This window comes from Sporosarcina sp. FSL K6-6792, assembly GCF_038004885.1.
Classification (GTDB): Bacteria; Bacillota; Bacilli; order Bacillales_A; family Planococcaceae; genus Sporosarcina; species Sporosarcina psychrophila.
Window position 1 is genome coordinate 4,343,078 of sequence record NZ_JBBOSA010000001.1, and the last position, 16,488, is coordinate 4,359,565.

15 protein-coding genes are annotated in these 16,488 nt (G+C 43.5%); 13 read left to right on the forward strand and 2 right to left on the reverse strand.

The annotated features are described in order from the left end of the window. The first annotated feature begins 290 nt into the window (after nucleotides 1–290). The 12 genes from lspA to pyrE all read left to right on the forward strand — a co-directional run bounded on the left by lspA (nucleotide 291) and on the right by pyrE (nucleotide 13,695). A complete protein-coding gene (lspA, locus tag MKZ26_RS20810; protein WP_067211436.1) occupies nucleotides 291–767 on the forward strand; it encodes a signal peptidase II in 477 nt (158 codons plus the stop codon). Next, nucleotides 767–1,693: an RluA family pseudouridine synthase gene (locus tag MKZ26_RS20815; protein ID WP_067211434.1), complete on the forward strand. Its 927-nt coding sequence runs from the start codon at nucleotides 767–769 to the stop codon at nucleotides 1,691–1,693. The genes lspA and MKZ26_RS20815 overlap by 1 nt, the downstream gene beginning before the upstream one ends. 430 nt (nucleotides 1,694–2,123) lie before the next feature. After that, nucleotides 2,124–2,666: a bifunctional pyr operon transcriptional regulator/uracil phosphoribosyltransferase PyrR gene (gene pyrR / locus MKZ26_RS20820; RefSeq protein WP_340767411.1), complete on the forward strand. Its 543-nt coding sequence runs from the start codon at nucleotides 2,124–2,126 to the stop codon at nucleotides 2,664–2,666. A gap of 83 nt (nucleotides 2,667–2,749) precedes the next feature. Next, on the forward strand, nucleotides 2,750–4,036 hold the full coding sequence (locus MKZ26_RS20825; protein ID WP_067211428.1) for a uracil-xanthine permease family protein: 1,287 nt from the start codon (nucleotides 2,750–2,752) through the stop codon (nucleotides 4,034–4,036). Nucleotides 4,037–4,224: 188 nt separating this feature from the next. Beyond that, nucleotides 4,225–5,103: an aspartate carbamoyltransferase catalytic subunit gene (locus MKZ26_RS20830; protein ID WP_340767412.1), complete on the forward strand. Its 879-nt coding sequence runs from the start codon at nucleotides 4,225–4,227 to the stop codon at nucleotides 5,101–5,103. A 1-nt stretch (nucleotide 5,104) separates the two neighbouring features. Beyond that, nucleotides 5,105–6,382 (forward strand): dihydroorotase, encoded by a 1,278-nt coding sequence (locus tag MKZ26_RS20835; protein ID WP_340767413.1) that lies wholly within the window; start codon nucleotides 5,105–5,107, stop codon nucleotides 6,380–6,382. Next, complete coding sequence (locus MKZ26_RS20840; RefSeq protein WP_340767704.1) at nucleotides 6,382–7,482, forward strand: carbamoyl phosphate synthase small subunit; 1,101 nt, start codon at nucleotides 6,382–6,384, stop codon at nucleotides 7,480–7,482. Before MKZ26_RS20835 ends, MKZ26_RS20840 begins: the two co-directional genes overlap by 1 nt. Then, complete coding sequence (gene carB, locus MKZ26_RS20845; protein ID WP_340767414.1) at nucleotides 7,475–10,672, forward strand: carbamoyl-phosphate synthase large subunit; 3,198 nt, start codon at nucleotides 7,475–7,477, stop codon at nucleotides 10,670–10,672. Before MKZ26_RS20840 ends, carB begins: the two co-directional genes overlap by 8 nt. Further along, a complete protein-coding gene (locus MKZ26_RS20850) occupies nucleotides 10,669–11,445 on the forward strand; it encodes a dihydroorotate dehydrogenase electron transfer subunit (RefSeq protein ID WP_340767415.1) in 777 nt (258 codons plus the stop codon). Before carB ends, MKZ26_RS20850 begins: the two co-directional genes overlap by 4 nt. After that, the gene (locus MKZ26_RS20855) at nucleotides 11,442–12,356 is read left to right on the forward strand and encodes a dihydroorotate dehydrogenase (protein ID WP_340767416.1); all 915 of its coding nucleotides are present in this window, start codon (nucleotides 11,442–11,444) and stop codon (nucleotides 12,354–12,356) included. The genes MKZ26_RS20850 and MKZ26_RS20855 overlap by 4 nt, the downstream gene beginning before the upstream one ends. Beyond that, nucleotides 12,353–13,063 (forward strand): orotidine-5'-phosphate decarboxylase, encoded by a 711-nt coding sequence (pyrF, locus tag MKZ26_RS20860; protein ID WP_340767418.1) that lies wholly within the window; start codon nucleotides 12,353–12,355, stop codon nucleotides 13,061–13,063. The genes MKZ26_RS20855 and pyrF overlap by 4 nt, the downstream gene beginning before the upstream one ends. A gap of 2 nt (nucleotides 13,064–13,065) precedes the next feature. Further along, on the forward strand, nucleotides 13,066–13,695 hold the full coding sequence (gene pyrE, locus MKZ26_RS20865; RefSeq protein WP_187045436.1) for an orotate phosphoribosyltransferase: 630 nt from the start codon (nucleotides 13,066–13,068) through the stop codon (nucleotides 13,693–13,695). A 76-nt stretch (nucleotides 13,696–13,771) separates the two neighbouring features. Here the strand turns inward: pyrE and MKZ26_RS20870 are convergent, their stop codons facing one another. Then, nucleotides 13,772–14,437 (reverse strand): MOSC domain-containing protein, encoded by a 666-nt coding sequence (locus MKZ26_RS20870; protein WP_445683442.1) that lies wholly within the window; start codon nucleotides 14,435–14,437, stop codon nucleotides 13,772–13,774. A gap of 145 nt (nucleotides 14,438–14,582) precedes the next feature. Further along, entirely contained in the window at nucleotides 14,583–15,497 is a 915-nt protein-coding gene (locus tag MKZ26_RS20875; RefSeq protein WP_340767419.1) for a glycine betaine ABC transporter substrate-binding protein, read from the reverse strand. Nucleotides 15,498–16,106: 609 nt separating this feature from the next. On the opposite strand from MKZ26_RS20875, the gene MKZ26_RS20880 reads away from it, so the two are divergent. Then, on the forward strand, nucleotides 16,107–16,337 hold the full coding sequence (locus tag MKZ26_RS20880; RefSeq protein ID WP_340767420.1) for a hypothetical protein: 231 nt from the start codon (nucleotides 16,107–16,109) through the stop codon (nucleotides 16,335–16,337). The last annotated feature ends 151 nt before the right edge of the window (nucleotides 16,338–16,488 follow it).

Consider the following 16,488-nt stretch of genomic DNA (forward strand, 5'->3'; position numbering starts at 1 on the left):
AAGTTTTTTTACATGGATCTGTGTCTAGACTACAGACGCCAGCCCCTGGGCCCCCACGAAGGGGGTCATGCAGTCTTTGCGACAGGAAGTCGCGACTTTAGACTGCCTTCCTTTAGCTTCATTCTTGCTGAAAAGGCATAGTACGCCTTTATCATCAAGACTTCCAGCGCTTGTCGGGGCTAAACGGCGCCTTGCGCTTTTCTTATATTACTCATTTAGCGTTGAAACGCGCTCATATAGGTGTCGATGTGGTAAAATGGAACGTAATCTGTCGGACGGGGGTATTTGGATTGTTCATTTATTACGGATTAGCGGCATTCGTCATTATTTTGGATCAGTTTACGAAATGGCTAGTCGTTAAAAACATGGAGCTCGGCGAAAAAATTAGCATTGCAGATCCTTATTTAGGGCTTCTTTCTCATCGCAACAAGGGAGCCGCTTGGGGTATGCTTGAAGGACAAATGTGGTTATTTTATATTGTCACAGTTGCCGTTGCAATTGGTATTATTTATTTCTTCCATAAAGAAGCGAAAGGGCAACCGCTCTTTGGATTCAGTTTAATGTTTCTTCTTGGTGGTGCGATTGGTAATTTTATCGATCGTCTGTGGCGCAAGGAAGTTGTCGATTTTGTCGATGTCACAATCCCGGTTATCAACTACGATTTTCCAATCTTTAATGTTGCAGATGCAGCGTTAACGGTCGGTGTGATTATGATCATCATTCATATTATTATGGATGAAAAAAAGAACAAGAAAAAGGTGTCGTAATGGAAAAAATAGAAATTGAAATAACTGAAGAACACAAAGGAAGCCGAATAGACAAAGCTTTGTCTGCAGTCAATCCTGAATGGTCCCGTACGCAAATTCAATCATGGCTGAAAGACAGCCTTGTTCTAGTAAGCGGAATTCAAGTGAAACCTAATTATAAAGTAAGACTGGGAGATATAGTGACGGTGGAAGAACCTGAACTGGAAGTGCTTGACATGGTTGCTGAGGAATTAAATCTCGATATCGTCTATGAAGATAAGGACGTACTCGTTGTCAATAAAGCGCGTGGCATGGTTGTTCATCCTGCGCCAGGTCATCCATCAGGAACGGTCGTAAATGGTCTTATGCACCACTGCACGGACCTTTCAGGTATTAACGGAGTGGTGCGCCCAGGGATTGTCCATCGTATTGACAAAGATACGTCAGGGCTTTTGATGGTCGCCAAAAATGATAAGGCACATGTATCGTTAGTAGACCAACTTGTGAACAGGTCAGTAACGCGTGTTTATACTGCACTTGTCCATGGCCATATACCACATGATAATGGAACAATTGACGCGCCAATCGGCCGTGATCAACGGGAACGACAAAATATGGCGATCGTTGATAAAGGAAGGCATGCGGTAACGCACTTCAAAGTAATCGAACGGTTCGGGGATTATACGCTTGTCGAATGCAGATTAGAAACAGGCAGAACGCATCAAATTCGGGTGCATATGAAATATATTGGTTATCCACTTGTTGGAGATCCGAAATATGGACCGAAAAAAACACTTCAATTTAATGGACAAGTATTGCATGCAGGTACGCTCGGTTTTGATCATCCCGTAACAGGTGAGTACTTGGAATTCAACAGTCCTCTACCTGAAGACTTTAAAGACTTGGTTGATGAAGTTAGGAAAAGCGTTGACAAAACAGAAGAGTAAATTGTATACTGAACGAAGCAATTGAATAGCGATACCTTTAACATCAGTCCAGAGAGGCTGGGAAGGTTGCACGGAAGTACAGTCAAACTGCTGCGCGCAGTTTCTATGTACATTTATTTCTGCACGTATACCCTCCCGCCATCCTAGGCCGGGAGGGTTTTTTATGTCTAGCTACAGGCGCCAGACTCTCGGGTCATAAGTCAGATCAGCTACACGGCAAAGAACGCCGCTTCGCCGATCCGCCTTATGCCTGTCGCGGGCCAACAGGATGTAGGTCACGCAGACGTTGCCACACGATGTGGCGAACTTAGGCTGTGTTCACTTGACGGCGCCTTACGCTTTTCATATAGGAGAATATCCAACCCGATCGGCTCCCGGAAGGCATTTGAGAGAAAGAAAGAAGTAGACAAGGGAAATGGAGGATGTTGAAATGACGGAAAAAGCAAATATTCTAGATGAACAGGCAATTGGCAGGGCGGTTACTCGAATTGCACACGAAATAATTGAACGCAACAAAGGAATTGACGGTTGTATTCTTGTCGGCATCAAAACACGCGGTGCTTTCTTAGCGAAAAGACTTGCTGAAAAGATTGAACTTATCGAAGGAAAACCGATTAAAGCCGGTGAACTTGATATCACACTGTATAGGGATGACCTCACGTTGAAACATAGTAACAATGAACCGCTTGTTCAGCAGGTAGACATCAAGCATGACGTGACAGATATGAAAGTAATTTTGGTAGACGACGTTCTCTATACAGGTAGAACAGTTCGGGCAGCGATGGATGCAGTTATGGACCTTGGAAGACCAGCATCAATCCAACTAGCAGTACTTGTTGACCGTGGTCACCGTGAATTGCCAATACGACCAGACTTCGTCGGTAAAAACATCCCAACTTCAAGTGATGAGCGAGTCGTTGTGAGTGTAGAAGAAACAGATGGCAAAGATAGCGTGTCGATTCATTCTAAATAGTAGCGAAGGTGCCTTATAAGGGGATTCTTTATCTCAACATAATATGAATACAAAATAAAGTAATCCGCACGGGGGTATTGGCAATGGATGAAAAAGTGTTAGATGTGCATGAAAAACCGGCACCAGCTAGGTGGATTATCCTTAGTTTACAACATATGTTTGCCATGTTTGGAGCAACAATATTAGTACCTCAGCTCGTCGGATTAAGTCCGGCAATCGCCCTTCTGACAAGTGGTATTGCAACAATCGTCTTTATCCTTGTTACACGATTCCAAGTGCCGGCGTACTTAGGCTCATCTTTCGCCTTCATTATCCCGATACAAGTCGCAACTCAAACGGGTGGAATTGGCAGTGCGATGATAGGAAGCATGTTTGTGGCACTTGTCTACGGAATTATTTCATTGCTCATTTGGAAAACGGGCTACAATTGGATCATGAAAGTTTTGCCACCGATTGTTGTAGCGCCTGTCATCATCGTAATTGGACTGGCACTTTCACCAACTGCAATCAGCATGGCAAGTACCATCCAAGTTGGAGATGAAAAGGTATATAACCTGCTTCATTTCTCGGCTGCACTTGTTACACTAGCAGCTGCTATCATCTGCCTCATGTTTTTCAAGGGAATCATTAGCTTAATGCCAATCCTAATCGGCATCATCGTCGGTTACATTTACTCGGCTTTCATCGGGATCTTAGATTTTACAAAAGTTATGGAAGCAAAGTGGTTTGAATTTCCGGAAATGTTAATTCCAGGTGTGGATTATGATTTCGTCATTACACCTACACTGCTCTTTCTTATGGTGCCAATAGCAATTGTCACAATATCGGAGCATATCGGCCATCAACTTGTCCTTGGACGAATCGTTGGAAGAGATTACATAAAAAATCCAGGATTGAACCGCTCATTACTAGGTGATGGACTTGGAACACTCATAAGTGGTCTTGTAGGAGGTCCACCTAAAACGACATACGGTGAAAATATCGGTGTTCTTGCGCTTACTCGAGTTTACAGTGTCTATGTCATTTTAGGAGCTGCTGTTTTCGCCATAGCCTTCTCCTTCTTAGGAAAAGTGATGGCATTGATTGCGACGATTCCGACGGCAGTGCTCGGCGGGGTTTCAATTCTCTTGTTCGGAATTATTGCTTCATCTGGCTTGCGCATGCTCGTGGATCACAAAATTGATTTTGGCAGCCAGCGTAATCTTGTCATCGCCTCAGTCATTCTAGTCATTGGAATCGGGGGGGCGAGCATCGAATTTAGTGATACTTTCCAAATTGAAGGAATGGCCCTAGCGGCAATTATCGGTGTGATACTCAACTTGGTCCTGCCGGGGAGAACAAATGAAAGTCTAGTTGACGAAAAAGAATAGAAAACCTTTTAACACTGTTCCGAGAGTCAGGGAAAGGTTCGTTTGACACCCATTCTGCACAATAAGTGTAGGGTTTGGATTGTCATACCTAACGAGCCTTTCCGTTTATCGGGAAGGCTCGTTTTTCAATATGTCTAGGCTTCAGCACCCAGGCCCTTAAGCATTTCAATAAAAGGAGGACAAACCAGATGCAGCATCTTGTTTCGATGAAACACCTGACTGAAGAAGGAATCATGGCAATCCTTGATCGTGCTGATACATTCAAAAAACATGGAGTCCGAGAATTGCCCGGGAAATATAGTGTTAGTAACTTATTTTTTGAACCGAGCACACGAACAAAAATGAGTTTTGAAATGGCACAACGGAAACTAGGACTGGATGTGTTGCCATTCGAATCAAGCTTCTCCAGCACATTAAAAGGAGAAACGCTTTATGACACAGTCAAAACGCTGGAAGCAATCGGTGTCGATGCACTTGTTATCCGTCATCCCGAAGATGGTTACTATGAGCAGTTGATTGGTAGAACGTCAGTTTCTATCATTAATGGAGGAGACGGTTCAGGTCAGCATCCGACGCAATCACTGCTGGATTTATTCACAATTAAAGAAGAGTTTGGTTCATTTCAAGGATTGAACGTACTGATTACAGGGGATATCACACATAGCCGTGTTGCACGGTCCAATGCCGATGCTCTGACGAAGCTTGGCGCAAACGTGACATTCCTTTGCCCGGCTGAATGGGCAGGCGAATTCAACAGTGTGGACTCGTGGGATGAAGTGATTAAAAACAGTGATGTGGTTATGCTGCTACGGGTTCAACATGAAAGACACGAGGCAGAAATAACTTTTGCTGGTGAAAGTTATCATGAAAGATACGGCCTGACAGAAGCCCGCGAGCAGCTAATGAAAGAAAATGCAATCATCATGCATCCCGGACCATTTAACCGAGGTGTGGAAATAGCAGATACCTTAATCGAATGTCCGAAATCACGGATTTTTAAACAAATGGAAAATGGTGTATACATACGGATGGCCGTATTAGAAACAGTATTGAAAGGGAGGAATTGACATGCAGAAACTTATTCAAGGGGTTCAGATGCTAAACGGTGATGGGGAACTTGTCACAGCAGATGTAAAAGTAACGGGTGATAAAATTACGGAAATCGGTAAGCATTTACCAGTAGAACACGCTGAAGTAATCGACGGCAAAGGACTTTTACTAGCACCGGGCTTCATAGATGTCCACGTGCATCTTCGTGAACCGGGCGGAGAGCATAAAGAGACAATCGAAAGCGGAACATTGGCAGCAGCAAAAGGCGGTTACACAACTATCTGTGCAATGCCAAATACACGACCTGTACCGGATACAAAAGAAAATCTGACATTTGTCAATGACTTAATCGCACAGAAGTCCTTAATCCGTGTCCTTCCATACGCATCTATTACAATTCGGGAAGCCGGTAAAGAACGGACGAATCTCGCAGAACTAAAAGAACACGGAGCTTTCGCATTTACGGATGATGGTGTTGGTATACAACAGGCTGGAATGATGTACGAAGCGATGCAGGACGCAGCTAAAATCGGTATGCCGATTGTTGCACACTGTGAAGATAATACGCTTATCTACGGTGGTGCTATGCATGAAGGCAAACGTAATAAGGAACTGGGACTTCCAGGAATTCCTTCTATAGCAGAATCGGTCCATATCGCTCGGGATATTTTATTAGCTGAAGCGGCAGGCGCTCATTATCATGTTTGCCACGTCAGCACGAAAGAGTCGGTTCGAGTAATCCGTGACGCGAAGAAAGCGGGGGTCCATGTGACTGCTGAAGTAAGTCCGCATCATCTTCTACTGTCGGAAGATGATATTCCAGGCGATGATGCCGATTGGAAAATGAATCCGCCACTTCGCGGAACAGAAGATCTCGCAGCACTACGCGAAGGATTGCTCGACGGCACACTGGATTTCATAGCAACAGATCACGCACCGCATACTGCAGAAGAGAAAGCAGTCGGTTTTGCAAAAGCACCATTCGGCATTACTGGTTTTGAAACAGCATTCCCGCTCCTTTATACGAACTTTGTTAAAAAAGGAACATGGACATTGCAGCAGCTCATCGATTGGATGACGAAAAAACCAGCGGATGTATTCGGCTTACCATACGGTAAAATTGAAGTTGGAGCCACTGCAGATTTAGTATTACTTGATTTGAACAAAGAAGCAAAAATAGATCGCACAACTTTTGTATCTAAAGGTAAGAATACACCATTTGACGGTTTGACATGCACAGGCTGGCCAGTTAAAACGATTTTCGGTGGAAAAGTAGTTTGGGAGGATGGACAATGATGAAAAAAAGAATGCTTATTTTAGAAGACGGCACAATTTTTGAAGGAATCGCTTTTGGTTCCGACGAGGCTTCAATCGGTGAAACAGTATTCACAACTGGGATGACGGGCTATCAGGAAACCATTTCCAATCCTTCGGGAGCTGGACAAATCATTGTGATGACCTACCCGCTTATCGGTAACTATGGCATTAACCGAGACGATTACGAATCAATTGAACCAGCAGCAAGCGGCTTAGTCGTTCGTGAACTAGCGGACGAGCCATCGAACTTCCGAAGCGGCATGACGCTTTGCGAACTGTTGACGATGAAGGGCATTCCTGGAATTCAAGGAATCGATACACGTAAATTAACACGGTTGCTACGCGACAAAGGGGCACTAAAAGGGATTTTGACTGCTGCAGGAGAAGAAGTAAACGTGCAAGAAACGGTTGCGCATGTCGCTTCTTACGTCTTACCGACAGATCTTGTTGCACGCGTTTCGACACAAAAACCTTATCCAAGTCCAGGTCGCGGAGAGCGAATCATCCTTATCGACTATGGTATGAAACATGGTATTTTACGTGAATTAAATGAGAGAGATTGTGACGTTATCGTCGTTCCATATAATACAACAACGAAAGAAATTCTTTCTTTATCACCAGATGGCATTGTGTTGTCAAATGGACCGGGCAATCCGATGGATGTTGAAGGTACAGTTGAAGTGATTAAAGAGTTGCTAGGAAAAGCTCCAATGTTTGGTATAGGTCTTGGCCATCAGCTGTTTGCCCTTGCTTGTGGAGCACGTACAGTGAAATTGAAAAACAGTCATATGGGTGGCAATCATCCCGTAAAAGATTTGACTACAGGTAGGACGGAATTAACTTCACAATGCCATGGCTACGCAGTAGATGAAGAATCACTTGCAGATACGGATCTTGAAGTGACACACAAAGCACTTAATGACGGCTCAGTTGAAGGTGTGAAAAGCACAAAATACGAAGCATTTTCGGTACAGTTTCATCCGGAAGCATCACCAGGACCAGAAGATTCGAAACATCTGTTTGACCGATTCATGGATATAATGAAAACAAGCAGCCGAGAGGGGAATTTCAATGCCTAAACGTACAGATATTGAAACTATATTAGTTATCGGGTCAGGCCCGATTGTCATTGGCCAGGCGGCAGAGTTCGACTATGCCGGAACACAAGCATGTCTTTCGTTGAGAGAAGAAGGCTATCGTGTCATTCTGATTAACTCCAACCCAGCAACCATTATGACGGATACGGAAATTGCAGACAAAGTATACATTGAACCACTTACACTCGAGTTTATTAGCCGCATTATCCGAAAAGAGCGCCCGGATGCACTTCTGCCTACATTGGGTGGCCAAACGGGTCTGAACATGGCGATAGAACTGCACGAATCAGGTATTTTGGATGAACTTGGCATTGAAATTCTTGGGACAAAGCTCAATGCGATTCACCAAGCGGAAGACCGTGACCTATTCCGCACACTGATGAATGAACTAGGTGAACCTGTTCCAGATAGCGATATTATCCACAACCTTGAAGAGGCCTATACACTTGTCAAAAGAATCGGTTACCCAGTTATCGTTCGTCCTGCATTTACAATGGGTGGAACTGGCGGAGGAATTTGCTATAACGATAAAGACCTTGATGAAATCGTCACAGGTGGCTTGAAATACAGCCCCGTCACGCAATGTCTGTTAGAAAAGTCGATTGCTGGCTACAAGGAAATTGAGTATGAAGTGATACGAGATTCAGCGGACAACGCAATTATAGTTTGTAATATGGAAAACGTTGATGCTGTTGGAATCCATACGGGTGATTCAATCGTCGCGGCCCCATGTCAAACGATGACAGACCGAGAAAATCAGATGCTGCGCAATGTGTCATTGAAAATTGTTCGTGCACTGAAAATCGAAGGCGGATGTAATGTCCAACTTGCGCTCGATCCATACAGCTTTAACTATTACATCATTGAAGTGAATCCACGTGTGAGCCGGTCATCTGCACTTGCGTCGAAAGCGACGGGATATCCAATTGCAAAAATCGCTGCAAAAATAGCGGTCGGACTCACGCTCGATGAAATGATGAACCCGGTCACAGGTACAACATATGCTTGTTTCGAACCGACACTCGATTACATCGTGACGAAAATCCCGCGCTGGCCATTTGATAAATTCGAATCTGCTAAACGGAACTTAGGTACACAAATGAAAGCAACAGGCGAAGTAATGGCAATCGGTCGTACATTTGAAGAGTCCATTTTGAAAGCAGTTCGCTCGCTTGAAACAGGACAATTTGGCTTATCGTTGAAAAATGGTTCGACAATGACAGACGAATGGATTGAAAAACGTATCCGTCGTGCAGGCGATGAGCGTTTGTTCTTCATCGGCGAAGCATTCCGTAGAGGAGCGACAGTTGAGACGATTCACGAATGGAGTCAAATCGATGCCTTTTTCTTACGCAAGTTCCAGAAAATCGTTCAGTTTGAACTAGTCTTAAAAGCGAATCCGTTTGACTATGAAACGTTACGCACTGCAAAACGTATGGGCTTCTCTGACGTAACAGTTGCAGAACTATGGAGTACAGATGAGCGTGCGATTTACGATTGGCGAAAAGAGCATGGCCTTATTCCAGTCTATAAAAAGGTGGATACATGTGCAGGCGAATTTGAATCGGATACACCGTACTTTTACGGCACGTATGAAGATGAAAATGAATCCATTAAAACAGAGAAGAAAAGTGTTATCGTTCTAGGCTCTGGCCCGATTCGTATCGGACAAGGTGTCGAGTTCGACTATGCGACAGTTCACTCTGTATGGGCAATTCAAGAAGCTGGTTACGAAGCGATCATCATCAACAACAACCCTGAAACGGTGTCAACAGACTTCTCGATTTCGGACAAATTATACTTTGAACCGCTGACAATCGAAGATGTGATGCACATTGTTGACCTAGAACAGCCTGAAGGCGTTATCGTTCAATTCGGTGGACAAACAGCTATCAACCTAGCGGCTGGCCTTGAAGCACGCGGCGTGAAAATTTTAGGAACATCTCTAGAAGATATTGACCGTGCGGAAAACCGTAATAAGTTTGAAAGTGCATTGCGTGAAATCGGAATTCCTCAGCCTTTAGGAAAAACAGCTGTTTCAGTACCAGAAGCTGTCGCGATTGCCAATGAAATCGGTTATCCTGTACTCGTTAGACCTTCTTATGTACTTGGTGGACGTGCGATGGAAATTGTCTACCATGAAGAAGAACTTCTTTATTACATGGAGCACGCAGTTGAAGCAAGCCCAGATCATCCTATACTTGTCGATCGCTACCTGACAGGAACTGAAATCGAAGTCGATGGCATATGCGATGGAGAAAATGTATTGATCCCAGGCATTATGGAACATATTGAACGTGCAGGCGTTCACTCGGGTGACTCGATTGCCGTGTTCCCTCCACAAAATTTATCGGCTTCTCAGATGGAGACAATCGCTGATTATACGACACGCCTTGCAAAAGGACTTGGAATTGTAGGTCTTCTCAATATCCAGTTCGTCATCTCAGAAGGGCAAGTCTACGTCATCGAAGTAAATCCACGATCAAGTCGTACGGTTCCATTCTTAAGTAAAATCACGAACATTCCGATGGCAAACATTGCGACAAAAGCCATTCTAGGTCAATCGATTATCGAACAAGGGTATAAAAATGGACTTGCTCAGGCTCCATCAGGCGTCTACGTTAAAGTACCAGTCTTCTCATTTGCGAAATTGCGTCGAGTAGATATTACGCTTGGACCTGAAATGAAATCGACAGGAGAAGTAATGGGGAAAGATACTACGCTCGAAAAAGCCTTGTATAAAGGCCTTGTTGCAGCGGGTATGGAAATAAAAGAATACGGCTCCGTGATAATGACTGTTTCTGACAAAGATAAAGAAGAGATGGTCAGCATCGCTAAACGCTTTACAGCTATTGGTTACCATATTTTAGCGACTGGAGGCACAGCTTCTGTTCTAGAGGACGCAGGTATCCGCGTGAAGACAATCGGTAAAATTGGTTCTGAAGGGCCAACGCTTCTGGATGTTATTCAAAAAGGGGAAGCACAAATTGTTATCAATACACTGACAAAAGGAAAACAACCTGAACGTGACGGCTTTAGAATCCGCCGCGAATCAGTTGAAAATGGCATTCCTTGCTTCACTTCACTTGATACGGCAGATGCAATGCTACGCGTTATCGAATCAATGACATTCCAAACTGAGGAAATGGGGAAAGTGGAGGAAACTATATGATCATCCAAGATCGAATGACGGTTACTTCACAACAGCAGATTGCTCATAATATTTTCGAAATGAAGTTAAACGGTAAATTGGTCGGGGAAATTACTTCCCCAGGTCAGTTTGTCCATATTCGTGTGTCAGACTCGTTTGAACCACTATTAAGACGTCCAATTTCAATCGCTTCCATTGATCAAGAAATCGGCGAAATGACCATTATTTATCGTGCGGAAGGTCGGGGAACTACCATCCTTTCACAGAAACGTACTGGCGATGAAGTTGATGTACTTGGTCCGCTAGGGAATGGTTTTCCTGTTGAAGAAACGTCGCAGGGAGAAACGGCCATTTTAATTGGCGGAGGAATCGGTGTACCACCGTTGTATGAGCTGTCGAAGAAATTGACGGCGAAGGGCGTGAAATGCACGCATGTCTTAGGATTCCAATCAAAGGATGTCGTGTTTTACGAAGAAGAATTTAGTAAACTCGGCGAGACACATATCGTAACTGTTGACGGCTCGCGGGGAACGGCAGGTTTCGTGACTACTGTCATGGCGGAACTTGGCAATGACTTTGCAACGTATTACAGCTGCGGTCCAATACCGATGCTTGAAGCGATTGAAAAAATGTATACAGGGAAAAAAGGCTTTCTGTCATTCGAACAACGGATGGGCTGCGGTATTGGCGCTTGTTTCGCATGTGTTTGTCAAACAACGGAAGGATCGGAAAAAGCATATATTAAAGTATGCTCAGATGGTCCAGTATTCCCGGCAGGGGTGGTGGCAATATGAATAGGCTATCGATTGAATTACCAGGTTTATCATTAAAAAACCCAATTATGCCTGCGTCCGGTTGTTTCGGATTCGGTAAAGAATATGGTCAACTATATGATTTGTCACTGCTTGGCGCCATTATGATCAAAGCCACAACACTTGAAACGAGGCTCGGCAATCCGACACCGCGTGTTGCAGAAACAGCATCCGGTATGCTAAATGCAATTGGCCTGCAAAATCCGGGTCTAAAAGGCGTATTGGAAGGCGAGTTGCCTTGGCTTGAACAGTTTGATGTGCCAATTATTGCAAACGTTGCGGGTACTGAAACAGCTGACTACGTGGAAGTGGCTAAAGCCGTATCTCAAGCACCAAATGTTAAAGCGCTTGAGCTGAATATCTCTTGTCCGAACGTCAAAGCGGGAGGCATTACTTTTGGAACAGATCCTGAAATCGCCAAAGAGCTGACGAGAGCGGTAAAAGAAGTGTCTTCAGTTCCGGTGTATGTCAAACTATCTCCAAATGTCACTGACATCGTGGAAATTGCGCAGGCGGTTGAAGCAGGCGGAGCAGATGGCATTACGATGATTAACACACTGATTGGTATGCGTCTTGATCAGAAAACAGGGCGACCCGTTATTGCGAACGGCACAGGCGGTTTGTCTGGTCCGGCTGTTAAACCAGTTGCGATTCGGATGGTCTATGAAGTAAGTAAAGCGGTCAATATTCCGATTATTGGAATGGGTGGGGTGACAGAAACGGCTGACATTATCGACTTTATGTCTGCAGGTGCAAGCGCTGTCGCGGTAGGAACAGCGAACTTCGTCAATCCATTTATTTGTCCGCAAATCATTGAACAATTGCCAGCTAAGTTGGACGAGCTTGGCATTCATCATATTTCTGAACTGATAGGGAGGAGTCACCGTCTATGAAAACATCCCCGATTATAGCACTCGATTTTGATTCAGCTGAAAAGACATTCGACTTCCTGCGTGCTTTTGATGGAGACGTCAATGTCAAAGTGGGCATGCAACTTTATTATAAAGCAGGGCCTGCGATTGTGGCTCGGTTAAAAGAACAAGGTTATGATGTATTCCTAGATTTGAAATTGCATGATATTCCAAACACAGTGAAATTAGCGATGGAAGTGCTTGCGGGATTCGGTGTTGACCTTGTAAATGTTCATGCAGCTGGCGGTAAGACAATGATGGAGGCGGCTCTTGAAGGATTGGATAAAGGGACATCATCCGGATCATCACGGCCGTCACTCATCGGCGTTACGCAACTGACGTCTACAGACGAGCGTCAAGTTCGTGAAGAGCAGTTGATCGGTGTTGGGCTACAAGAATCTGTCCTTCATTATGCTAAGCTGACGAAAGAAGCAGGTCTTGATGGTGTTGTTTGTTCTGTCCATGAAGCGACTACGATTGCAGATGTTTGCGGAAAACCCTTTTTCAAAGTGACACCTGGTATACGCCTTGCAGATGGCGGAGCACATGATCAGAAACGGATTGCAACACCTGAAGAAGCGCGTCTTGCAGGATCGACACATATCGTAGTCGGACGAGCAATTACAGGGGCAACGGATCCGCGAGCAGCATACGAACACATACTTGCACTTTGGAAGGGGACGGAATAACAATGGTGAAAAAAGAAGTTGCTGAAATCCTGTTACATGTTGGTGCAGTTGAATTAAGTCCTGAAGAACCGTTTACATGGGCATCAGGCATTGAGTCCCCTATCTACTGCGATAACCGATTGACGATGTCAGATCCGGTTGGACGGAAAAAGATTGCGGAAGGCCTAGCAGGATTGATTCGTGAAAATTATCCTGAAACAACTGTCATAGCTGGTACGGCTACAGCTGGAATCCCTCACGCGGCTTGGGTTGCGGACATACTTGGATTACCGATGGTGTATATCCGTTCGAAAGCGAAAGAACATGGCCGAAGCCGTCAAATCGAGGGGAAAATACTTGATACTGATAAAGCGGTTATTATCGAAGATTTAATCTCAACGGGTGGTAGTAGCTTAAATGCGGCAGAAGCACTGCGTTCTGAAGGAATTGACGTGACTGGTATTGTTTCTATTTTTACATATGAACTTCAAAGTGCAGATGAAACATTCGCATCTGCAGGACTGACTTACAAAAGCCTGACTGATTTCGGTGCACTTGCTGAAGTCGCACAAGAAAAAGGGGCCATCAATGAAGAGTCGATGGCTAGTTTACTTGAGTGGCACGGGAAATTGAAGGCTGGTTTGTTGAAATAAACAAAAAGCTATTCCACGGTGAAATCCATGGAATAGCTTTTTTTCTAGTAACCTAAATAAGAACATGCGAAAATTTTTAGACTCGATTAGTTAATGTCTCTAATCTCTTGGTCAACCGTTCACGCCAATCGTGAGCCAATTCTTGAACGTCCAACACTTTTTTGATGCCTTCAATATCCTTTGGATGATGAAAATAAATCTGGTTAGCAAAAAGAATGGATACTTGTTTTGGATGAGATTCTACTAATGTAATTGTCGAATCTTTTCGTACAGAGCCTTCTTCTAAAACACGACATAAATAACCCGTGAAACCGGTTTCCACCATTCTTTTGAGAAGGGGAGGCATATCGGTTCTCTTTGTAATCGTGCTACATGGAATTCTGCCTTGCGTTATTTGAATAACAGCATCTCCTAGACGGAAAATGTCACCAATATGAACGTTTTGTTCCAACATATTAGTGACTGTTATATTCTCTCCGAAAGCTGAACGTGGTAGGGGCTTGTTAAACTCCTGTTCCCAGAGCGAATAATGCTCATGCGGATAGAAACAAACTGCGCGATCAAGCCCCCCATGATGTCGAAGGTCTGCTACACCATCTCCTCGAAATCCATCTTTTGTTAAAAAGACCTCCTCAATCGTTTCTTTGCAGATGCCAGTATCCATTTCTTTATCAGTACCATATTTCATTTTTTTCGGTAAACCAATTGATAAGTTTTTTAATTCAGCACTAATCATTGTCATTTTAGGTATATACCTACTTTCTACAAGGAGTGAAAACAAGTTTAATTGCCCATCTATTCTACAATCAAACCACAGCAAAAATCAGTTGTCAAAACATTTTATGAAAACAGCCCATCGCTAAAAGCAATGGGCTGTTTTTCTGGAATTATTTCTTTAAATCATCAATGGAATTGATATCTTCCATATAGGTTGGTACAGCTAGTCCCTGTTTGACGTTCACCATATTAATACCAACATCTTCGAATTTACCATCAAATTTATCTAGATAGGTTTTATGGGTGATAGGTAACCAAGCAGCGAATGTTGCATCTGCACTTCCATCAGCGATAGCTGAGAACATTGGACCTGGTTCTACCATCGATAATTCGACTTTATAACCCTTATCTTCAAGAACAAGTTTCATCATATTATGACTTGCGATTTCACTATCCCAGGGCGCATAGACGAGCTTAAGGGTATCTCCATCCACGTTAGCCACGCCATCTGTCCACTCTGCTACTTTGTCTTGATTGTCGTCAATCCATGTTTGGGCTGCTTCTTCAGGCTTTACCCCGTCTTCAATCGCGACCATAATTTCGCTCATATCCTCTATGTCCCAATTGAAGCGTTGGAAAATCGTGTAAGCTTCAGGGAAGTCATCTTTCATTCCCAATCGAGTAATTGAATGAATTTCTTCAGAATCACCATATACTAGTTTAGGATCCTCTAAATATTTTAAGTCGAATTTTAGAAACATCCAGTGCGGACTCCAAGCTGTTATGATAATTGGTTCTTCTTTATCATAAGCTCTTTTCAAAGCAGCTGTCATCGCGGCACCAGAGCCCGAAGTGAGATTCCAATCTGTCAGATCATATTCTTTAAGTGCTCTCGCCGTTAATTCCATATGTCCTGAACCGGGATCAATCCCTGTAATTGTGTGGTCAACAGAGTCACCGGCCGTTGTTTTTGTTCCTGATGTTTGCTCATCGTCGTTTTTTGCATCATCACTGTTGCATGCTGCAAGTCCGAACGCCAAAAGTGCAGCTGTTCCAAATCCGGTCATCTTTTTTAAAAGTGTCATGTTCATAGTTCCTCCTCAATTTTTCCGGTTATCCGGATTAAAAATGAATTGGGCATAAATAAGCGCAATGGGTGTATGTATGAATAGCCAGAAGTGGGGGGCGTTACACCCTCATTAAAGAAGAATGACAGAGAAAGCAATTCTTTACAAAAGCATAGGATAAAGAATTCGCTAGTATGTGGGGAATTTTACTAGAGTCAGATGATGTTTGCTTCATTTAATTTAATTACTGTCATATAAGCCCGCATTTCATGTCCGATAAATCTATAACTCCTCTCATATCAGGCAGTTTATACTGCTTTGTAATAGGTCTATTTATAGTAAGTGATAACCCTCCCCGAAAAATAGAAATATGTATAGACCGCAGATAAACGTAAGTGCTGACCTTCCCTAATGATCTGGATTGTTTATCATCAGCCATTTATTACCCAAATTAAGTGTAACATAGTTTTGTGTACACTTTTTTGAAGATTGCCTTTCTACGGTTGAAGAATAGGTGCGAAAGGAAATGGATAGGCTGAGTTTTTAGAATGAAAGGAGAATCTTAACGGTAGATTGATGTGGCATTTAGAGGACTAGAGCGCTTACGCATTTCAGGAGGTTTATGGCATGAAAGAATTCAAAATAACTTACTTTTTTGATGAAGGGCATTATATCAGAAGGTTTATTTATATGGAGTCCCAAGAAAGAGCAGAAGAGCTAATCCAAAGCGAGCGAGATCGCTACATTTCGTTCCGGGATAGCAGAGGGATTTACCACGAGTTGAATACCCGCGATGTTCGAGTGATTCAACTGTCTGATTACAATCGAATCGATAAAAGTAAAAAAGTACCAGAGTAAATTGATGGGAGTTCTTATGGGGAATTATCCCAGAAAAAATATGTGTCGACTAACCAAAGTTATCTAAAAATGTACAAGTTCAAATGTAGACGGGTATGTTTTTCTTACAGGTGCTTCGTGTAAGAAAATGGTTAATCAATAGTCGTCTATA